Raw genomic sequence first — 19,224 nt, 5'->3', positions numbered from 1 at the left:
TCGATTCAATAAGCGGAATTTTTCCGTCTATTCAAGCGATTTTTTCCTTCATTATCTAAATAAGCGGAATTTTTCCGCTTATTTTTCAGATTAGGCACTTACCTACCTGGTCACCCAACCGAATCCTACGACCTTATCGTCGAACTTGTAAAAAAAAAGGCCAATGTGACGAATCACATTGGCCTCAGATGTATTTTTTCTGAATTATCCTCTTAGCTCCGCGCCTAATTGTTCGGCACATGCGTGAACGATTTTTTCGTGAACCGCGTTCACTTCGTCATCGGTCAACGTCCGCTCGGGATCAAAATAGACGAGCGAAAAGGCCATGGACTTCTCGTCTTCGGCAACATGACTACCTTCGTAGACATCGAAAAGTCTCACTGATTTCAACAATGACGTCCCGTTCTCGCGAATCACGCGATCCAGATCCGACGCCGACACTGTGCGTTTAACAACAAGGGCAATGTCTCGGGTCGTTGAAGGGAAACGCGGCAAGAAGTGATAGTCAATGGCCGTTTTACCATGACGGAGGAGCGATTCAACCGCAACTTCAAATACAAATGTTGCATTTAATCCGTTGTCGTTCTGAACCTTCGGGTGAAGAGCGCCAAGATAGCCAATCACCTTACCATCGCGTAAAATATCCGCTGTTTGCCCCGGATGTAATCCGTCACGCTTTGACGGACGATACTCTATTTGATCAGCAACGGCTAAGGAATCAAACAGCGTTTCAACAATTCCTTTAATTGAGAAAAAGTCTACCCCTGCCGATTCGCCTTCCCAATTACGTTCGGTTCGTTTTCCTGTAATGATGCCTGCTAAATGTTCTTCCTCAGCCGGTCTTGGTTCACCTTTTACCGGGAGAAATACTTTACCGATTTCATAGAATTTAACATCCGGCATCTGACGATTTGAATGATAGTTGACAACATTTACGAGTTGAGGAACAATGCTTTGGCGGAGCGCCGCGTGCTCTTCACTCATTGGCCAAACCACTTGCGTCGGCTCAATTTCTTGATCATGAATCACATAGGACGAGGCGCTCTCTTTTGACGTTAAGGAATACGTATACACTTGGCTTAAACCGGTGCTTTCCATCAAGCGTTCCACTTTGCGTCGAATTTTCTGATAAGGCGTAAGCCCTGCGTGCGTTGAAGAGCCCTCAGGCAGCGTCGCCGGAATGTGATTGTATCCATAAATCCGCCCAACCTCTTCAACGAGATCTTCAGGAATGGTCACATCAAATCGCCGTGCAGGAACAGATACATGCATGAGTTCATCTGCCACTTCTACCGTGAAGTTCAACCGTCTTAATGTACCGACGATCTGCTCGCGTGTCAGTTCAGAACCTAGAACCTGATTAATTTTTTGCCATGGCATCGTAATCTTGTGTTCAGGAACTGTTCGTTCACCAGCTTCGACAATGCCTTTTAGCACGGTTGCATGAGCAAATTGAGTGAGCAGTTCTGCGGCACGGTCGGCAGCAAGTCCGACACGATTGCGGTCAAGCCCTTTCTCATAACGACTGCTCGCATCCGAACGCAGTTGGAGTCTGGCTGCCGTCTTGCGGATCGAGATTGGATCGAAGACAGCCGCCTCAAGCAAGACATTTTCTGTTGTACTTGAGACTTCCGTATTTTCTCCACCCATGACACCCGCTACGGCTACACCTTTTTTACCATTGGTAATCAGAAGATCCTCAGAAGTTAGTTTCCGCAGCTGGCCGTCAAGCGTCGTCACTTCTTCATTCTCGCCGGCATGACGAACCAACACGTGATCCGAACCGAATTGATCATAATCAAAAGTATGCAGCGGCTGACCATATTCAAGCATGACATAATTCGAAATGTCGACCACATTACTGATTGGACGTACACCTGCCGCGATCAAGCGCAGCTGCATCCAACGTGGAGATGGGGCAACCTTAATCCCCGTCAACATGCGCGCACCATAATAAGGCACTTTATCCGTCGCTTCAACAGAAATACTGATTTTGTCGCTTGCAATCTGATCCGTTTCATCAACTACAGGCTTTTTCAATTGAACCTTTTGATCCAGAATCGCGGCCACTTCATAAGCAACACCGATCATGTTCATACAATGCGCACTGCTCACAAGGATATCCAAATCAAGAATCGCGTCATCAAGGTTCAAGTAGGGAAGCGCGTCCGCGCCGACCGGCACATCATTATCAAAAACATAAATACCGTCTGCGTATTCCTTAGGTACATAATTATGATCGAAACCGAGTTCGTCGAGTGAGCAGATCATGCCGTTTGAAATCTCGCCGCGCAGCTTTGCGCGCTTGATTTTTACATTATCGGCGATTCTTGCGCCGACCGTTGCAACCGGCACTTTCTGACCGGCGGCGACATTGGGCGCGCCACATACGATTTGAACAGATTCCGTACCTAGGTTCACCTGACAAAGATGCAATTTTTCCGCTTCGGGATGTTGCTCACAGGATTCTACCTCGCCGACAACAATCCCTTTTAATCCTGCTCCGGGATAATCAATATGCTCCACTTCAATCCCGGCATTTGTAATTTTATCTGCTAACTTTTCCGGCGTAACGCCGCTTAAATCTACATACTCTTGCAACCATTTATAGGAAACCAACATGGTCAATTCTCCTCCTTACGCCCGATTAAATTGTTTCAAGAAACGAATATCATCTGTGTAGAAATGGCGAATGTCTTCAATACCATATTTCAGCATCGCGATTCGTTCCGGTCCCATGCCAAACGCGAAGCCGGTATACTCGTTCGGATCAAAACCGGACATGCGCAATACGTTCGGATGCACCATGCCGGCACCAAGAATCTCGATCCAGCCGGTACCTTTGCAGACATTGCAGCCATGACCGCCGCACCTGAAGCAGGAAATATCCATTTCTACCGACGGTTCGGTAAATGGGAAGAAGCTTGGGCGGAGACGGATTTCACGATCCGCACCAAACATATGCTTTGCAAATACCGTCAGGACGCCTTTCAAATCACTTAACCGCACATTGTGATCAACATACAATCCTTCTATTTGCATAAATTGATGTGAGTGTGTGGCGTCGTCATTATCACGTCGATAAACTTTTCCTGGGCAGATAACTTTAACCGGACCGACACCTTTGTGTTTTTCCAAAGTATGTGCCTGAACGGGTGATGTGTGGGTACGCATTAAGAGTTCATCGGTAATATAGAATGAATCCTGCATGTCACGTGCCGGATGATCTTTCGGCAAGTTCAGCGCTTCAAAGTTATAATAATCCTGCTCAACCTCAGGCCCTTCTTCAATAGAAAATCCGAGCCCAATGAACAGATCCTCAACTTCTCGAATAATTGAGCCAAGCAGATGACTGCTGCCCGTTGCTATCTTTCTGCCCGGGAGTGTCACATCAATCTTTTCCGATTCAAGCTTCTTTTCAATCAGTTTCGCTTCAAGTTCCGCTCTCTTCTCTTCAATCCTTGCGGCAATGAGTTTACGTACTTCATTTGCCAGTTGTCCCACTACCGGACGCTCCTCGCTTGAGAGCTTGCCCATACCCTTCAATACTTCCGTAATCGGACCTTTCTTGCCAAGGAAACGAATATGCGCATCTTGAAGTGCTTTTAATCCTTCGGCAGAGCCGATATTTTCAAGCGCCTGAGCGCGCAGTTCAAGCAATTTCTCCTTTAACATCTGTCTTCATCCCTTCATTATTTTTTCCCAGACTTTTTGAACATCCGCTGAAAACAAAAAGGCTCCGCCCCTAAAAAGGGACGAAGCGTCGCGGTACCACCCTGTTTGACAGCCTGCTCGCAGACTGCCCACTCAAAAATCGTTTAACGGCGAATGCCGGCTCATTCTAGAACCGGCATTCGCGCCGGCATTCAAATGGCAACTCAGAAGTGAATTCGTTCGGTTCGATCATAAGCATGCTTTCAGTCGACGACATGCTCTCCCTGATTGATGATGCCGAATTACTACTCTCCATCACAGTTTTTTCATTCATTTTGGTTCATCGAATACACCAATGAATCCAATCAGTCATTCAAGTCTTTACCTAGTATAGGCAATTTCATACTGTTATGCAAGTCCCCCAGACTCCAGCCAATACAGCAAAATACCTGATGCGACCGCGACATTCAGCGATTCCGCATGTCCGGCCATCGGAATCTTTACTTGCTGATCCATCTGCGCAAGTAACTCGGGTGAAGCTCCGTTACCTTCATTTCCAACAACCAGTCCGTAATAAGAACCATTTACTTTAACTTTATGCAGTTCATCGCCTTGCAGTGAGGAACCATATAGGGGAATGTCTTGTTCTTTCATCTCATCAGCGAGACTGAATAGATTTTTGTGAATAACCGGTAGATGGAAATGCGATCCCTGAGCGGAACGAAGTGTCTTCGCGTTGTAGCCGTCAACACAGCCATCGCCAAGATAGATGGCGTCAAGACCAAACGCATCTGCAGTCCGGATCAACGTCCCCAGATTGCCCGGATCCTGAACACCGTCAACGAGTAAATAGCGTCCCGGCCGTAATGTGACCGCGGATTGACTCATATCACAGACCGCGATAATTCCTTGCGGCGTTTCTGTTTGAGACAGTTCAGTAAAAATTTTGTGCGTCACCTGGAAAACTTCAATAGATTCAAGCGGCCAATCCGCAGGGAGATGGAACGCTTCATCAATTAGAATCGTGTTGATCTGTTCTTTTGCAGAAAAAATCGCTTCTTGGACGAGATGCGGACCTTCAAGTAAATATTTTTGTTCTCGGTCCCGCCATTTTCTTATTTTTAATTTCTTCCATAGTTTAACTTTTTCATTTTGTAATGACACCATTCGCCGCACTATAATAGCCCCTTTAAGATCGGTACATATTTGTCTGTTTATTACCCATACTATACCATATCACCGACACTAAATGCTTCAAAGAAAGGGGATTTGCGAATTTATGGATTTGGATATTCGGCGTGCCGTTCTGCATAATTTATCCGGCAATAACAAACAGCAGCTTCAAGACACCGTCGTTGACGCAATTCAGGATGGTCAGGAAAAAATGCTGCCGGGACTCGGCGTCATTTTCGAAGTACTTTGGAACAAATCGGACAACACGTTCCGTGATCAGATGCTGACCCGTCTGGAGCAAGGAATTTAACGACATATCACGTGAAAATCGGGAGCACGCAGCTTCCGATTTCATTTATATTTACAACGATTTCTACATGCTTTATTCAAAACGGGCAGTAAAAAGCAAATGAGCGTATAAAGCAATATCATCTTACCAGCACCGAACTACCTTCAATTTTTTTTCAAACGTTTACATTAGCATAAGGAATTTTGCCTGCAATCATGGAATTCGAGTTATTTGGCTCGACTTGTAGCAATTTTGGATCAGCATTGCTGCCATGATTAAAAGCTTGCTCATCTCTTAGTTATTCATCAAAAAGTATAAACTCGCGATATTTTCTGGCAATCACGTCGAGGATCACTTCCAGACCAATAAGTGAATGAACAGATTGCTTATAACGACGACTGGGCAGTGGTGTGGCTTCAAAGAAAAATGAATAGTCAGTATGTTCACTCAAAAAGTTGCTGCCGAATCTTGTGACCGTTGCAATGGGTATGTTCTTCATTTTAAGTATGCGAACGACATCCTTTATACCTGGTGTTTCGCCGCTAAATGAAGTGAATACAATCAAGTCCTCTTCTGTCAAGACAGAACTGCTCATCGACAAATTGGACTCTCCGGAAATCACCATGTTTGCCCGATTTGCAAGCATCAAATCCTTTGAGAATTCCTTCGTAAAGTTATTCTGGGAAAATCCGGTCGCATACAAAAAGACCATGCGCGCACCTTTTATTTTTTGTAAAAACGGCTGGAAATTTGTTTGATCCGCATAGCGAAACGTTCGATCCAAATCCTGTTTTAATAATTGAGTTAAATCTGAGGGCTCCAGGGTAGAGACCGTCATCGATTCGCGAATAACATATTTTAACTCTGAAAATCCATGGTAGCCCAGCTTTTGTGCCAAGCGAAGCACGGAGCTTTTGGAACTAAGCATGGCTTTGCCCAATTCAACAATTGTCATATTGATCACATCTTGTGGTCGATTCATCATAAATCTGACCATTTCTTTTTCAGAATCAGTCAATTGATCATAATTCATCTTTACACTTAACTCAAAATCCATATGACTCCGCCTTAATTTTTGATTTATCCTTATTGAATTTAATTACGTCTCTATTAATCCAGCTGCTTGGGACTTCCATATCATTCCTCCTCAGTATACCGCAAAAAAAGACCAGCAAGAAAAAATGTTCTTACTGGCCCTGTTTATCGCTTATGCTTCAATAAGATAGATAACCGCTTCATACGGACGAAGTTCTAAGTTGCCGAGTTCTTTTTTTGTATCCTGATAATTCGAGAGCAGTAATTTTCCTGCATCTCTTTTTAACTCTTCAGGTAACAAATAGTTCACCTTATGCTCTGAAAAGGAACAAATCACCACCAGCTTCTGCCTTTCCAGTCTGCGCATATACCCATAGACATCAGAATCGGTAGGATTAATGAGTTCATACGTTCCATCCACCACAATCGGCAACTCCTTGCGAAGACGAATAAGTGCCTTATAGTGATAGTAAACAGAGTCCTTATCTTCAAGACAGTTTTCTACGTTAATGGTCTCATTATCTGGGCTGAAATTGATCCACGGTGTCCCGGTCGTAAATCCGGATTTTTCCCTTCCGTTCCAGGGCATCGGTGTACGGGCGTTATCTCTGGACTTCAAAAAGATCGATTTTTGTATGTAGGACTCTGGAAGCCCTTTGGCTTCAAAATCATTCTTTACACCAATGGTTTCAATGTCCTTATAGCGATCAAGGGAATCGAAGCGAACATTACGCATGCCAAGCTCCTCCCCTTGATAAATATACGGTGTCCCTTTCATCATATGAAGAAGTGTCCCCAGCATTTTCGCTGATTCCACGCGGTATTTGGTGTCGTTACCAAAACGCGTGACGGCACGCGGCTGGTCATGATTGCTCCAATAAAGCGAGTTCCATCCCCGGCCCTCCAGCTTGCTTTGCCATTCCGTCATCACGTCTCGTAAATCGCTCATTTTGAATCGAACATCTGAAAACTTTCCATAAGGTCCATAGTCCAGATGCATATGGTCAAAATGAAAGACCATATTTAGTTCTTCGCGTTTCGGGTCCGTATATAAAATCGCTTGGTCACTGTTCGTGTTGGCTGTTTCACCCACGGTCATCACGTTGTACTGGCTCAATACTTTTTGATTCATTTCATGGAGAAATTCGTGGACACGCGGTCCATTTGATGCGCCAATATAATAGGACTTAGTGTAGACCGCATCGTTCGGTGCATCCGGCCAATCCTGACGTTTACTAATTAAACTGATGACATCCATTCGGAAGCCATCAATGCCCAGTTCAAACCAGAATTTCATCATGTCATAAATCGTTTCACGAACCTTGGGATTCTCCCAGTTTAAATCAGGTTGTTCTTTCGCAAACAAATGGAGATAATATTGACCGCGACTTTCCACATACGTCCAAGCAGGACCGCCAAAGGTAGATCCCCAGTTCGTTGGCGGACTTCCATCTGCTTTCGGATCTTTCCAAATATAAAAATCAGCGTATGCGTTCTCACGCGACGCGCATGATTTTTTAAACCATTCATGCTGATCGCTCGTGTGATTGACCACCAAGTCCATGATGATCCTGATCCCTAGACGATGTGCTTCCTTCAAAAGTTGCTTAAAATCGTCAATCGTTCCATATTCAGGATTGATTTTAAAGTAATCCGAAATGTCGTATCCATTATCCACCAACGGTGATTGATAAATGGGATTCAGCCAGATGACATCAATGCCTAAATCGGCTAAATAAGGAAGTTTTTCGATAATTCCATTCAAGTCCCCCATTCCGCTTCCCGTTGTATCTTTGAAGCTTTGCGGATATACCTGATACACGACGCTTTTCTTCCACCAATTTTTTTCCATGGGGTCCTCCTTACTCATCATCTTCAGACATATTGGTCACAAGATCATTCACATAAACAAGCTGTTCCTTCGCTTCATTTAGAGCCGTGTGGATTTGATCTGCAGTCAGATAGCCTGGTTCAGGATTCAAGACCAAAGACATAATCACCGGTAAATTCATCCCCGTAATTACATGAACATGCGGGCGATTAATATATCGGGAGAAAGCCTGGTTGACCGATCCGCCAAGTAAATCAGTAAAAATCACGACTTCGTCTTCTTCTTTTATTTCTTTAACTAGTTCTTCAATTTCTTCCTGGATCGGTGTGTTTTTCAGATAGGCAGAAAGCGCGTAAATGTTGCCCTGACCACCGGTTATATAGTTAAGGGTATCCTTGACCCCTTCGGCCATCTTATGATGACTGGCAATAATAAATTTTCGCATATGAGTCGTTCCTTTCTTTAAAATAGGGTGAGACAAGTTGCCTCACCCACAATCTTTAAACACCTAAAATACCAAAGAATGAGCAAACTAACGCTAAACCAATAACCATAAAGATAATTTGTGTCACGCTAAACTTCTTCGAAGCAATCAATTTATAGACAACAAACGTTAGTATTGCTGGAAGCAACGCCGGCATAATTTTATCTAGGATATCGGTCTGAATCGGTAAGGACACTTTTCCGGTTTTAAACTCAATTGGAATCGTCATTTTCACGACAGATGGAATCAGGGCACCAATGACCGTTAAGCCCATGATTGACGCTGCCTCAGTAAATACATTCAGCTTGTCCCCAAGAGCCGTGATGAGCTTCAATCCGGAAGTATGGCCTATATCGAATAATTTCACACGAAAGAAGAAGAAAAACACATTCAAGAGCAACCAGATGATCGCGCCGGTCGGGTTGCCTTGCAGACCCATGTACCCGGCAATTGATCCCATAATCGTCGGATAAAGAACCCAAACCAGCGTATCACCAACCCCAGCCAATGGACCCATCATCCCCGTTTTGAATGCTTGAACGGCATCTTTTGATTTAATACCATCCTTTTCTTCCATCGCGACAGAGGCACCCAAAAGTAAATTGGCCATCCATGTTGTGGTATTGAAATAGTTAAAATGGTTATTTAATGACGCCTTATAATCTTCATCTTTTTTATAGACTTTGCGCAGAACTTTACTCAATCCATAGACAACTGCAGGACCTTGCTGATTTTCATAGTTAAATGTATTGCATGCCATGAACATATAGCGAATGGCTGCTTTTCGAATATCCTTTTTCGTTACGGACTCGTTTGTCTTTTCTTCGTTACTCATCAAAGTCATCTCCTTCACTTATTGCCTCTGTAGCTCCAGCCGTTGCCGGTGCTTTTTTAATATTTTGCGTGAAGTAGTAATAAGCAAAAGCAAAGCCTAAGATTGCAATGCCCAAGATGGGTAATTTAAAATATGCAGAAACGACAAAGCCGATTAAGAGCATGGTTAAGTATTTTTTAACAGGCATGAATTGCAGTAATAGTGCAATACCGACAACCGGCAGCATCGATCCGGCAATGGATAATCCATCGGTAAACCATTTGGGTACAAAATCGAGAATCAGCCGAACAAGCTTATCGCCAAACAACACACAAAGTGCGGTTGGCAGCGCCGTCGTTAAACCAAAGATTAGCGGCCCCAGCCAAAAAATACGTTCCATTTTCTTGAACTTCCCTTGATTTAACGCTTTTTGAGCTGCATGTGAGACATATGAATTCAACAATTTTCCTAAAACATCGAGTTGAATGCCTAACATACCAACAGGTACACCCACTGCCAGTGCAATTGCTTTTGCATGTGAAACATCATGGGTTGTACGAATCGCAACATAAATGCCTACAAGTGTCGCGAGTCCGTAGTTTGGCACGGACGAACCGCCAATGTTGGCTACCCCGAGAGCCATTAGCTGAAAGGTTCCCGCTATAATCATCGCTGTGGGCACATCGCCCATAATAATACCTGCAATCATCCCGATAATGGCTGGGAACCATGTTGTAATGACAAATCCTTGTTGGTCAAGGACCATCCAGAAGGCAAGTGCTATGATGAGTATTCCTTGAATAATTTCCATCTCTTTTTCCTCTTCCCAGTCTTATTTCATTTCTAAAAAGTATTTTGACAACGACTGAATCATTTAATATAGGTTTCCAGCGGTTCTTCCGGTTCTCCAGGGACAAAGTGGAAGGTAACCGGAATGCCTTTTTCTTTTAAAGCTTTTAAGTCCGAAACTTCTTTTTCACTGACGGAAACCATCTTTTTCAGCGTTTTTTTACCTTCACCGTCAAAAATGATGCCGACGTTAATCTTCGGAATATGAACGCCTCCTGCGGCAAGCGCTAACAAAGTTTCAGGCTCACGGACAACTAAAAAAACATTATGGCTGTCATATTTTCCAGCATTGAAATTGGCAATTGCTGTCTTCGTATCAATGATCGACATCCCAGTTCCTGCGGGTTTACTCATACGCATAGCCGCTTTTTGAACTTCATCTTTACTTACCTCATCATCAACGACCATCAGCCGCTTTGCTTTTGTATGTGCTGCCCATTGTGTCACGACAATTCCGTGAATCAAGCGCTGATCAATTCGTGCTAAGACTAATCCCATTATTAAATCCTCCTTAATTGGATGCGTTTTCTTTTTTGATAAATAGAGATTATCACTATTTGAAAGCGCAAACAATGGATTGTAAGGGTATCGGGAAATGAACAGTCATAACGAGAAAAGCGTCAATTGTTCGGGAATTTTCCCTGATTTTGTTACAGTTACTCATATTTATGATCAAGCCTGATATACCGCAGCTCCTTCATAAAATCTCCTACTGAAGTAGGATGATGGGTCAACCTCGCGTCCATTGGCTGAATAATTCACAGTCATGTATAATCGACTTAATTGATGCAACCGAGGTCAAAAAAGATGAGAATCGCAATCTGTGAAGATGACAAAACGCAAAGAGAATACTTGGCAGCCATCGTAAGAGAATGGGCGAAAAAAAGCAACAAGACGCTTACTCTTGAACACTTTGAAAACGCGCAAGCATTTCTATTCTCGTGGAGTGCCGATCAGAGCTATGACGCGCTGCTTCTGGACATTCAAATGCCCGGTTTAAATGGGATGAACCTCGCCAGGAAGGTTCGCGAGCGCGATGAGCAGCTGGCAATCATCTTTATTACCGGTTTCTCTGATTATATGGATGAAGGATATGAGGTCTCCGCACTGCATTATCTGATAAAGCCAGTCAAAGTGGAAAAAATCTTCGCAGTTCTCGATCGCGCTTCAAAAAAAGTTACGAAGCAAGCGAAAACGCTGCTGATCGAGCAAGAAAGCGAAATGATCCGAGTGAATCAAGAGGATATCATCAGTCTTGAGGCTTTTGCCCATACCATTGATGTGACGACTACAGAGCATCACTACCACATTAAGGCAAGCATCGATCAGCTCGAGCAACAGCTTGATCAAGATCTGTTTGTGCGCCCTCATCGCTCTTACCTCGTCGGATTGAAGTACATCAGCCAGCTTGGCAAAACAGAACTCACCTTGGACTCCGGCAGGACAATTCCGGTCAGCAGACGCCGTTATCACACGGTTAACCAAGCGTTCATCCGCTTTTACAAAGGAGGCGCTTCACGGTGACCTTTTATCTCATTTTCGGACTGATTATTCTTGTTTTGATCGTTCTAACTGTGATCATGACGCATCGCCAAACCCTGCGCGCAGGCGAACGTCGGATTGATACCTACCAAAAAGACCTGCTCGCCAAACACTATGATGAAGTTCAGAATATCTACCACAAAATGCGCGGGTGGCGCCATGACTACCACAACCATATCCAAACCATGAAGGCCCATCTTGCGCTTAATCAAATGGACGAACTCAAATCTTATTTAGACATGCTGGACAATGACCTCGAAACCGTTGATACGGTGATTAAAACCGGAAACATTAAGCTGGACGCGATTCTGAACAGCAAGCTTTCACTGATCACAAGCAGCAATATCAGAGTAAACGCTAAAGCACAGGTTCCGGCCAAGCTTTCTGTGAATGAGGTTGATCTATGCATCATCATCGGCAACCTACTCGATAACGCGCTTGAAAGCTGCCGAAGCCTGCACAGCGAAGATCAACCGTTTATTCGCATCTATATTGGTATCTTCAAAAAACAGCTCTATCTTTCCGTGATGAACTCGGCACCGGAAAAGCTGAAGAAAATAGGCATTGGCCGCTACCTGACAACAAAAGGCGGCGGCCACGGCTTCGGCCTGAAGCGCATCGACGCTTTAGTCAAAAAATATGACGGGTATCTCAACCGTCAAAACGAGCCCGGAGTGTTCGCCACCGAAATCATGCTCCCCCTTTAGCTGAGGAGGGGTCACAGATAGGGCTGAAATGTGCTCCCCCTTTAACTATGTAGGGGGCACAGATGGAGCTTAATTGTGCCCCTACTGTAGAGAAACAGTACGAAACGGGTATGACCGTTCGTGTTTCATATCGTGCCATTCGTGCACGTTTTTATTTTTGAGACGGTTCCTGTGCTAATTTTAGTCATAAGGAGTTGGTGCTTTGTGAAGAAAACAGTTCAAAGGCCAAGTTATTCGACACGACAAAATATTGGCTACGTACTGAAAAATATGTGGCGCTGGAACAAGATGTTATTTCTCGCTGCAGCTGCACGCGTTCCTTTTCTTGTTTTACTCCCATTTCTCGGGATTTTGATGCCGAAGCTCGTGATTGACAGTTTGACCGAAAAAGTAAGCCCCTTGCATTTCTCATTGGTGATTGGTCTCATGACACTTGCCATCATGATCTGCAATGTTGTCGGACGTTCCCTTGATGCCTGGCTGCAATGGAATGTCACCTCAAATCGAACGAATTATATTATCTTAATTTTTCAAAAGATGATGGATACCGATTATGGAAATCTCGAAAGTCCCGATGGACAGAACAAGTGTGAAAAAGCTCACCAAGCAACTAGAGGCAATCGTAATGGAACAGAAGCGATCATTATGGCATTGGTTAGCTTTGCCGCCACTATTTTCGGAATGATCCTTTATGGCGGCGTACTTGCCGCGCTGAATCCGCTGGTTATTGCTTTTCTTCTTATCACCGCGGCCGTTGGATTCCTATTTTCTCGCCACGCACAAGTCTATGAACATGTACATAAAGATGATTGGACACCGATTGAAAATAAACTAGACTATCTGATTCGTGAATGCGACGACTATTCTACCGGAAAAGATTTGCGACTTTATCATATGACCTCTTGGTTCGATGAACGATTTAATACGCTGATGCATGATCGAACAATTTGGCTCAAGCGAATTGCACTGCGCCACTATTATTCCGATGGTGCCGTCGGCGTCATGGCACTTTGCCGAGATGGCGTTGCTTACGCTTATCTCATTTATCTCGTGCTGAATGGACATTTGACCGTTGCTAATTTCACTCTTTATTTTGGAACGATCGCCGGTTTTTCCACGTGGCTGACCAGTTTGACTGAACAACTGGCAAAAGTACAGCATATGAGTCTGGAAATCTGTGATGTCCGCAATTATCTGGATATGAAAGATACATCCAACCGTAATGAAGGGCTACCGCTGCCGCCTAAAAACAGCTGGCCCTGCTCGATCGCCTTCGACCATGTATCCTTTTCCTATCCCGGAAATGATCGGAAAATTCTCGATGATGTCAGTCTTCATATCGATGCAGGGGAAAAAATTGCACTTGTTGGTTTGAACGGTGCCGGAAAAACAACCTGCATTAAATTACTGTGCGGATTCTACCAGCCGACATCCGGTCACATTTTGATTAACGGCAAACTTGCGACTTCCTTTAATCGTGACGATTACTATAAGCTGTTTACAGCAGTTTTTCAGGACATTCATATTCTGCCGGTTTCGATTGCGCGCAATATTGTACCGAAACTCGATGAACCAATTGATGAGAAGAAAATGGAGCGATGTCTGCGACTAGCGGGTTTCAAGGAGAAAATCGACAGCCTCGAACAAGGATTAGAATCAATGATGGTTAAAGAGGTGCACGAACATGCGGTACAATTCTCCGGCGGCGAGTTGCAAAAAATGCTGCTGACACGCGCTCTGTACAAAGAATCGCCAATCCTGATTCTCGATGAACCGACCGCGGCACTTGATCCAATCTCAGAAAATGAACTTTATGAGCGTTATGGAACGCTAACTACAGGCAGAACATCACTGTTTATCTCCCATCGTCTCTCAAGCACGCGTTTCTGTGATCGAATTATTTTTCTATCTGAAGGAAAAATTGCTGAATCTGGGACGCACGAAGAACTGATGAAACAAGATGGAAAATACGCGGAACTTTTTGAGATCCAAAGTCACTATTACCAAGATCAGCTTCACAGAGATACTGTAGGAGGCGAGCAGTTTTGAAAAGCAGCATTCAGCAATCAAAATTCAAAACGAAATGGCATTATTTATGGCGCGGCATGGGATTTATTCAAGCCAAGGTTCCCTCACTGCTCCCAGCCGTTGCTTTTGGCGCACTGCTGAAAGCGTTCAGCCCCTTTATCACCATTTATTTGACCGCCCGGATCCTTGATGAATTGTTTGGCGCACGTTCCGTGATTCATCTTGCATGGCTGACCGGAGCAGCAATTGTATTGAACCTGATTGTTTACCTCATGCAAAAAGCGATGGAACGAATAGAAGATATGGGCCAATTTCGATTGAATTATTTCGGATCATTTGAAATGGATCAACTAATTCTGAATACCGATTATGAAAATGTGGAAGAACCTGATTTTCACCTGAAGAAGCAGAAAATTGATGAAGGTGCCAACATGAGTATGAGAGGAATTTGGCGGCTTCCAGAAATAACCGGACAGTTCATCTCTAATCTGTGTACCGTTGTTTTTTCAATTACACTTGCCTTTCCACTGTTTCTAACCTATTCGGTACGATCAAGCTCCTTTATCGATTCGCCATGGCTTTCTATTATCTTGTTGGGCCTTATTCTTACCTCATCCATATACTCTGTTCTATCGAATTCCCGATTCAGTAAATGGATCTTTCATAAATTGGATGGCATGATGGTAATCAATCGCGCTTTTAGCTTTTACGGTAATCTGATGCAAGATCATCAATTGGGGAAAGATATTCGAATTTATCAAGAACAAAAATTGATTGGAAAAGCCTATGATGATTTTAACCGACGAGGGATGAAAGCTTTTGCTTCTGATGTATCCAAACGGCAAAGCCGTTTTTGGGGAATCAGCGCCACCATCTCTTCACTGATCAGCGGCTTTGTCTATCTTTTCGTCGGTATGAAGGCACTGGTTGGGCTGATCAGCATTGGTTCGGTTGTATAGTATGTTGGCGCGATCAGCCAGTTCACCACTGGTTTCTCTGAACTGATCACTTCGGCAACCGACATTTGGCAGGATATTGATTATGTTGAGCTCTATTTCAATTTTCTCGACACGCCGAACCCAAAGTACCAAGGCAGCTTGCCTGTTGAGAAACGCAATGATAATGAATATGAGATTGAATTCCGCAATGTATCCTTTAAATATCCTGGATCGGACACTTATGCTTTGATAAATCTTTCACTTAAACTGAAAATCGGCGAACACTTCGCTGTGGTTGGCCGCAATGGATCGGGCAAAACAACGTTTATCAAGCTGCTCACCCGGCTCTATGATCCGCAGGAAGGCGAAATTCTGCTCAACGGCATTAACATTCAAAAATATGATTACGTTGACTATTTGCGGCTTTTCTCCGTAGTCTTCCAAGATTTTAAGCTGTTTGCTTTTTCCGCCGGACAAAACGTTGCAGCAGATGTGCATTACGACAAGGAACGCGTGATGGAATGCCTCGACAAGGCAGGTGTTGGTAATCGAATTCGCAAAATGAGCAAAGGTCTGGACACACCACTCTATAAAATAGACGCGGACGGTGTCGAGATCTCGGGCGGAGAAGCTCAGAAAATTGCCATTGCTCGTGCACTCTATAAAGACGCTCCGTTCGTTGTTCTTGATGAACCAACCGCGGCATTAGATCCGGTTGCCGAGTTTGAGGTATACTCCAAATTTCAGGACATCGCCAGTGACAAAACCGCGATCTATATTTCGCACCGACTATCGTCATGCCGCTTCTGTGACAATATTCTTGTCTTCAATCAAGGCGAGCTGATCCAAAGCGGCAGCCATGATGAGCTGATTCAAGATGAAGATGGCCAATATTACAAACTGTGGAATGCGCAGGCACAGTATTACCGAGAAGATCCACGTAAATCGAGATTGCATGGATAAGCTTTTTCAAATTATCTAGCGTTTTAGAGTTTTTATCGAGCGCTTTCGCAAATTTATCGAGCGTTTCCGGATTTTTATCGAGCGCTTTCGCAAATTTATCGAGCGTTTCCTGATTTTTTCATTGCTCAACGGATTATTCGTACTTGTTTGCCAGCCTTAGTTCACTTACGCCTATTTCCTTGAATTTTTTACCTTTTATACTTTTATCAGTGTAAGAAAAACCGGGCAAAGAGCGCCTGCGGGATTAGCGTGCCGGCGGGACCCCGCAGATTTCTGCCTGTTTGAGGAGGCTCGCGGTGCGCCCGCGGCAAGCGAGTAACCGAAGCGACGATTCAGCACCGAAAAGACACAAAACCATCACACATGGCTGGAGATTAAGGACCGGGCTGTGCCCGGTTTTTCTAATAAATCATTTTGATCCTTAATTAAGTAACGCGGCCGGAATAAAATAAGCGGAGATTTTCCGCTTATTTGCATCCTGGCGCTTGTTTCACAGGTAAATAAGGGTAATTTTTCCGCTTATACACAGAAAAACCCTCCATTTTCACGTTTTTCGATTCGATAAGCGGAATTTCTCCGTCTATTTAAGCGATTTTGTCATTCATTTTCTAATTAAGCGGAATTTTTCCGTTTATTTCTCAGATTGGCGCTTACCTGATCGTCCCAACCGAATCTTATGACCCTATCGTCGTACCGGCAAGGCAAAACGCTATACTTTCTTCACTTGTAAAAAAACAACACCCCCGCATGCTTAGTAGCATGTGGGGGTGTTTATTCGTTCAATCGCTCTTATTTAGCGACTGCTTTTGCTTTTTCAGCGAGTGTTGCGAATGCTGCTGCGTCGTTAACGGCGAGGTCAGCAAGCATCTTGCGGTTTACTTCGATACCTGCAACCTTGAGACCGTTGATCAGCTTGCTGTAAGACAAGCCGTTGATACGAGCTGCTGCGTTAATACGCGCGATCCACAGTCTGCGGAAGTTACGCTTTGTTTGACGACGGTCGCGGTATGCATAAGACAGGGATTTGAAGACCTGTTGCTGTGCGACTTTAAACAGCTTGTGCTTTGCGCCAAAATAACCCTTTGCTAACTTAAGAACTCTTTTGCGTCTGCGACGAGTCACATATCCGCCTTTAACTCTTGCCATTGTAAAAACCTCCTAGAATGAGTCGTCCGAAATTGCCACCTGTGGCTTTCGAACCGACATTGAAAAATAGCCTGTTACGTTTGTTAGAATTAGTTGTTGATCAGTTTCTTGAGCTTGTTAGCAAGCGTTGATGTCGCAATCGTACTCTTGTCAAGATTACGTTTTTGCTTGTTTGACTTATGGCTGAACATGTGGCTCGTGAAGCCGTGTTCCCGTTTGAACTTGCCGGTACCCGTCTTTTTGAAACGTTTTGCTGCACCTTTGTGTGTTTTCATTTTTGGCATAAAAAGAATCCTCCTAGTAAGATCAGTGGCTAAAAGCAGCCGAAATCACTTTTAGATCTGCTCCGTTAATTGCTTTATTGCTTGTCGGCTTTAGGAGCAAGCACAAGAAACATGCTGCGTCCTTCCATTTTCGGCCTTGCCTCGATAACACTGACATCTGCACATTCTTCGGCGAGCTTTTCAAGTACTTGCCTTCCGAGATTGGAGTGCGTAATCGCGCGCCCTCTGAATCGAACGGAAGCCTTGACTTTATCGCCTTTTTCAAGAAATTTCTTGGCATTGCGCATTTTCGTATTGAAGTCGTGTTCTTCAATACTCGGACTGAGCCGAATTTCTTTCAGATTGATGACTTTCTGATTCTTACGCGCTTCGCGATCTTTCTTCTGTTGTTCGAACCGGAACTTGCCGTAGTCCATAATCCGGCATACCGGCGGTTTCGCGCCTGGAGCAACCATGACCAAATCCAAATTAACATTGTGAGCCATGGTCAGTGCTTCTGCCTTCGACTTAATACCGACTTGTTCCCCGTTCTGACCGATCAGACGAACCTGCTGCGCACGAATCCCTTCGTTAACAATCATATCTTTGCTAATATTGAGCCACCTCCAAATAAATTTGAGCAAATCGCTGGCTAAGTGTACAAACAAAAATACGGGCGCAAAAACGCCCGTATTGACTATTTCTTCCTTAATTCATACCTGGCAACAGCATGACTGCGTCGATCAGGTGAGAAGCCGGGCGGCTCTGCTTTACTCGTTGTAAATTCCTTTAATACTATAACATGCCGTTTTTTATATTGCAAGCCCATTTGTATTATGAATGGAGCTTATCACGGTTTTCCATGAGAAAATCAAACAACATATCATGACTGACTTTTTTTGCTTCTTGCTCCAAACCAAGTTGGCGCAGGATCTCCAGGCCAATCGGCAGCGTGGTTCCGGCGGCTCTGGATGTAATAATCTTGCCGGAGACGACGACTGGATCTTCGCTGTAAGCCGCGTCTTTAATATGATCCCTAAAGTCCGGATTGCTTGTTGCCGTTTCTCCTTTGAGAACACCGGCGCGTTCCAAAGCAATCGGTGCCGCACAAATCGCCGCCACTAGCTTGCCGTTTTCTTTGTAGGCACGAATCAGCTTCTGCGCACGCTCATCATCACGAAGCGTCGTCGCTCCTTTGACGCCTCCCGGCAGATAGATACCGTCAAAATCAAGCAAACCATCACTATTTATGCTCCGATCCGCTTTCACAACAATATTTCGTGAACCCTCAACGAGCAAAGATTTAGCAAGCGAGCAGAGAACAACTTCAACGCCGCCGCGACGAAGCACATCAATCGCAGTCACAGCTTCAGTTTCTTCAAATCCTTCCGCAAGTAAAACAAGAAACTTCTTCACCATCACTCACTCCCTGTTTTCTTCTGACATTATCGTATCACATCAGAACAGCCAATCAAAGTAGAGCGCAGTTACAAAAATTGTGTACCCTT

General features: G+C 44.3%; 19 protein-coding genes and 1 other annotated feature. Of the genes, 6 read left to right on the top strand and 13 right to left on the bottom strand.

The genetic code is table 11. From position 1 onward, the window contains the following. Window positions 1-204: 204 nt before the first annotated feature. From pheT to BM003_RS08370, 3 genes are all read right to left on the bottom strand, one after another. Entirely contained in the window at window positions 205-2,622 is a 2,418-nt protein-coding gene (gene pheT / locus BM003_RS08380; protein ID WP_093672040.1) for a phenylalanine--tRNA ligase subunit beta, read from the bottom strand. 15 nt (window positions 2,623-2,637) lie between these two features. Next, a complete protein-coding gene (pheS, locus tag BM003_RS08375) occupies window positions 2,638-3,675 on the bottom strand; it encodes a phenylalanine--tRNA ligase subunit alpha (RefSeq protein WP_093672038.1) in 1,038 nt (345 codons plus the stop codon). Window positions 3,676-3,748: 73 nt separating this feature from the next. Beyond that, window positions 3,749-3,982, bottom strand: a binding site (T-box leader). A gap of 80 nt (window positions 3,983-4,062) precedes the next feature. Continuing rightward, window positions 4,063-4,821 carry a TrmH family RNA methyltransferase gene (locus tag BM003_RS08370; protein WP_093672125.1) on the bottom strand — a complete coding sequence of 253 codons (759 nt, stop codon included), beginning with the start codon at window positions 4,819-4,821 and terminating at the stop codon, window positions 4,063-4,065. Between the two features lie 112 nt (window positions 4,822-4,933). Between BM003_RS08370 and sspI the strand changes: the two genes are divergently transcribed. Next, the gene (sspI, locus tag BM003_RS08365) at window positions 4,934-5,137 is read left to right on the top strand and encodes a small acid-soluble spore protein SspI (protein ID WP_093672036.1); all 204 of its coding nucleotides are present in this window, start codon (window positions 4,934-4,936) and stop codon (window positions 5,135-5,137) included. A gap of 277 nt (window positions 5,138-5,414) precedes the next feature. Here sspI and BM003_RS08360 read toward each other — a convergent pair whose 3' ends face one another. The 6 genes from BM003_RS08360 to BM003_RS08335 form a co-directional block, all read right to left on the bottom strand. Next, a complete protein-coding gene (locus BM003_RS08360; RefSeq protein WP_093672034.1) occupies window positions 5,415-6,173 on the bottom strand; it encodes a MurR/RpiR family transcriptional regulator in 759 nt (252 codons plus the stop codon). A gap of 150 nt (window positions 6,174-6,323) precedes the next feature. Next, a complete protein-coding gene (locus tag BM003_RS08355) occupies window positions 6,324-8,003 on the bottom strand; it encodes a glycoside hydrolase family 13 protein (RefSeq protein ID WP_093672032.1) in 1,680 nt (559 codons plus the stop codon). Window positions 8,004-8,013: 10 nt separating this feature from the next. Further along, window positions 8,014-8,427, bottom strand: a complete 414-nt coding sequence (locus tag BM003_RS08350; RefSeq protein ID WP_093672030.1) for a PTS sugar transporter subunit IIA — start codon at window positions 8,425-8,427, stop codon at window positions 8,014-8,016. Between the two features lie 55 nt (window positions 8,428-8,482). Continuing rightward, window positions 8,483-9,301 carry a PTS system mannose/fructose/sorbose family transporter subunit IID gene (locus tag BM003_RS08345; RefSeq protein ID WP_093672028.1) on the bottom strand — a complete coding sequence of 273 codons (819 nt, stop codon included), beginning with the start codon at window positions 9,299-9,301 and terminating at the stop codon, window positions 8,483-8,485. Continuing rightward, window positions 9,294-10,091, bottom strand: a complete 798-nt coding sequence (locus BM003_RS08340; RefSeq protein ID WP_093672026.1) for a PTS mannose/fructose/sorbose/N-acetylgalactosamine transporter subunit IIC — start codon at window positions 10,089-10,091, stop codon at window positions 9,294-9,296. The genes BM003_RS08345 and BM003_RS08340 overlap by 8 nt, the downstream gene beginning before the upstream one ends. A gap of 59 nt (window positions 10,092-10,150) precedes the next feature. Further along, window positions 10,151-10,627, bottom strand: coding sequence for a PTS sugar transporter subunit IIB (locus BM003_RS08335; RefSeq protein ID WP_093672024.1), 477 nt, complete (start codon window positions 10,625-10,627; stop codon window positions 10,151-10,153). A 309-nt stretch (window positions 10,628-10,936) separates the two neighbouring features. Here BM003_RS08335 and BM003_RS08330 point away from each other — a divergent pair, with 309 nt between their 5' ends. The 5 genes from BM003_RS08330 to BM003_RS08310 all read left to right on the top strand — a co-directional run bounded on the left by BM003_RS08330 (window position 10,937) and on the right by BM003_RS08310 (window position 16,307). Beyond that, on the top strand, window positions 10,937-11,653 hold the full coding sequence (locus BM003_RS08330; protein ID WP_177184712.1) for a LytR/AlgR family response regulator transcription factor: 717 nt from the start codon (window positions 10,937-10,939) through the stop codon (window positions 11,651-11,653). Beyond that, window positions 11,650-12,378, top strand: coding sequence for a sensor histidine kinase (locus BM003_RS08325; RefSeq protein WP_218143232.1), 729 nt, complete (start codon window positions 11,650-11,652; stop codon window positions 12,376-12,378). Before BM003_RS08330 ends, BM003_RS08325 begins: the two co-directional genes overlap by 4 nt. Before the next feature lie 204 nt (window positions 12,379-12,582). Beyond that, window positions 12,583-14,427, top strand: coding sequence for an ABC transporter ATP-binding protein (locus BM003_RS08320; RefSeq protein ID WP_093672020.1), 1,845 nt, complete (start codon window positions 12,583-12,585; stop codon window positions 14,425-14,427). After that, window positions 14,424-15,365: an ABC transporter ATP-binding protein gene (locus BM003_RS08315; protein ID WP_093672018.1), complete on the top strand. Its 942-nt coding sequence runs from the start codon at window positions 14,424-14,426 to the stop codon at window positions 15,363-15,365. The genes BM003_RS08320 and BM003_RS08315 overlap by 4 nt, the downstream gene beginning before the upstream one ends. Window positions 15,366-15,590: 225 nt before the next feature. Then, window positions 15,591-16,307, top strand: coding sequence for an ATP-binding cassette domain-containing protein (locus tag BM003_RS08310; RefSeq protein ID WP_177184711.1), 717 nt, complete (start codon window positions 15,591-15,593; stop codon window positions 16,305-16,307). A gap of 789 nt (window positions 16,308-17,096) precedes the next feature. On the opposite strand, the gene rplT is transcribed toward BM003_RS08310, so the two are convergent. From rplT to BM003_RS08290, 4 genes are all read right to left on the bottom strand, one after another. Next, window positions 17,097-17,453, bottom strand: a complete 357-nt coding sequence (gene rplT / locus BM003_RS08305) for a 50S ribosomal protein L20 (RefSeq protein WP_093672014.1) — start codon at window positions 17,451-17,453, stop codon at window positions 17,097-17,099. A gap of 89 nt (window positions 17,454-17,542) precedes the next feature. Then, complete coding sequence (gene rpmI / locus BM003_RS08300) at window positions 17,543-17,737, bottom strand: 50S ribosomal protein L35 (protein ID WP_093672012.1); 195 nt, start codon at window positions 17,735-17,737, stop codon at window positions 17,543-17,545. 74 nt (window positions 17,738-17,811) lie between these two features. Beyond that, window positions 17,812-18,318 carry a translation initiation factor IF-3 gene (gene infC, locus BM003_RS08295; RefSeq protein ID WP_143128443.1) on the bottom strand — a complete coding sequence of 169 codons (507 nt, stop codon included), beginning with the start codon at window positions 18,316-18,318 and terminating at the stop codon, window positions 17,812-17,814. 232 nt (window positions 18,319-18,550) lie between these two features. After that, complete coding sequence (locus BM003_RS08290; RefSeq protein ID WP_245734157.1) at window positions 18,551-19,135, bottom strand: DJ-1 family glyoxalase III; 585 nt, start codon at window positions 19,133-19,135, stop codon at window positions 18,551-18,553. Window positions 19,136-19,224: the final 89 nt, after the last annotated feature.

Source organism: Sporolactobacillus nakayamae, assembly GCF_900113325.1.
GTDB lineage: Bacteria > Bacillota > Bacilli > Bacillales > Sporolactobacillaceae > Sporolactobacillus > Sporolactobacillus nakayamae.
The sequence above is the reverse complement of the archived record's forward strand: the minus strand, read 5'-3'. Positions and strand labels throughout refer to the sequence as shown.

Excerpts from the sequence above, each read along its gene's own strand:
- rpmI (WP_093672012.1), bottom strand. The coding sequence starts at position 17,737 with ATGCCAAAAATGAAAACACACAAAGGTGCAGCAAAACGTTTCAAAAAG.
- pheT (WP_093672040.1), bottom strand. The coding sequence starts at position 2,622 with ATGTTGGTTTCCTATAAATGGTTGCAAGAGTATGTAGATTTAAGCGGC.
- BM003_RS08345 (WP_093672028.1), bottom strand. The coding sequence starts at position 9,301 with ATGAGTAACGAAGAAAAGACAAACGAGTCCGTAACGAAAAAGGATATT.
- infC (WP_143128443.1), bottom strand. The coding sequence starts at position 18,318 with ATGATTGTTAACGAAGGGATTCGTGCGCAGCAGGTTCGTCTGATCGGT.
- pheS (WP_093672038.1), bottom strand. The coding sequence starts at position 3,675 with ATGTTAAAGGAGAAATTGCTTGAACTGCGCGCTCAGGCGCTTGAAAAT.
- BM003_RS08335 (WP_093672024.1), bottom strand. The coding sequence starts at position 10,627 with ATGGGATTAGTCTTAGCACGAATTGATCAGCGCTTGATTCACGGAATT.
- BM003_RS08360 (WP_093672034.1), bottom strand. The coding sequence starts at position 6,173 with ATGGATTTTGAGTTAAGTGTAAAGATGAATTATGATCAATTGACTGAT.
- BM003_RS08330 (WP_177184712.1), top strand. The coding sequence starts at position 10,937 with ATGAGAATCGCAATCTGTGAAGATGACAAAACGCAAAGAGAATACTTG.
- BM003_RS08340 (WP_093672026.1), bottom strand. The coding sequence starts at position 10,091 with ATGGAAATTATTCAAGGAATACTCATCATAGCACTTGCCTTCTGGATG.
- rplT (WP_093672014.1), bottom strand. The coding sequence starts at position 17,453 with ATGGCAAGAGTTAAAGGCGGATATGTGACTCGTCGCAGACGCAAAAGA.
- BM003_RS08355 (WP_093672032.1), bottom strand. The coding sequence starts at position 8,003 with ATGGAAAAAAATTGGTGGAAGAAAAGCGTCGTGTATCAGGTATATCCG.
- BM003_RS08290 (WP_245734157.1), bottom strand. The coding sequence starts at position 19,135 with ATGGTGAAGAAGTTTCTTGTTTTACTTGCGGAAGGATTTGAAGAAACT.
- BM003_RS08350 (WP_093672030.1), bottom strand. The coding sequence starts at position 8,427 with ATGCGAAAATTTATTATTGCCAGTCATCATAAGATGGCCGAAGGGGTC.
- sspI (WP_093672036.1), top strand. The coding sequence starts at position 4,934 with ATGGATTTGGATATTCGGCGTGCCGTTCTGCATAATTTATCCGGCAAT.
- BM003_RS08370 (WP_093672125.1), bottom strand. The coding sequence starts at position 4,821 with ATGGTGTCATTACAAAATGAAAAAGTTAAACTATGGAAGAAATTAAAA.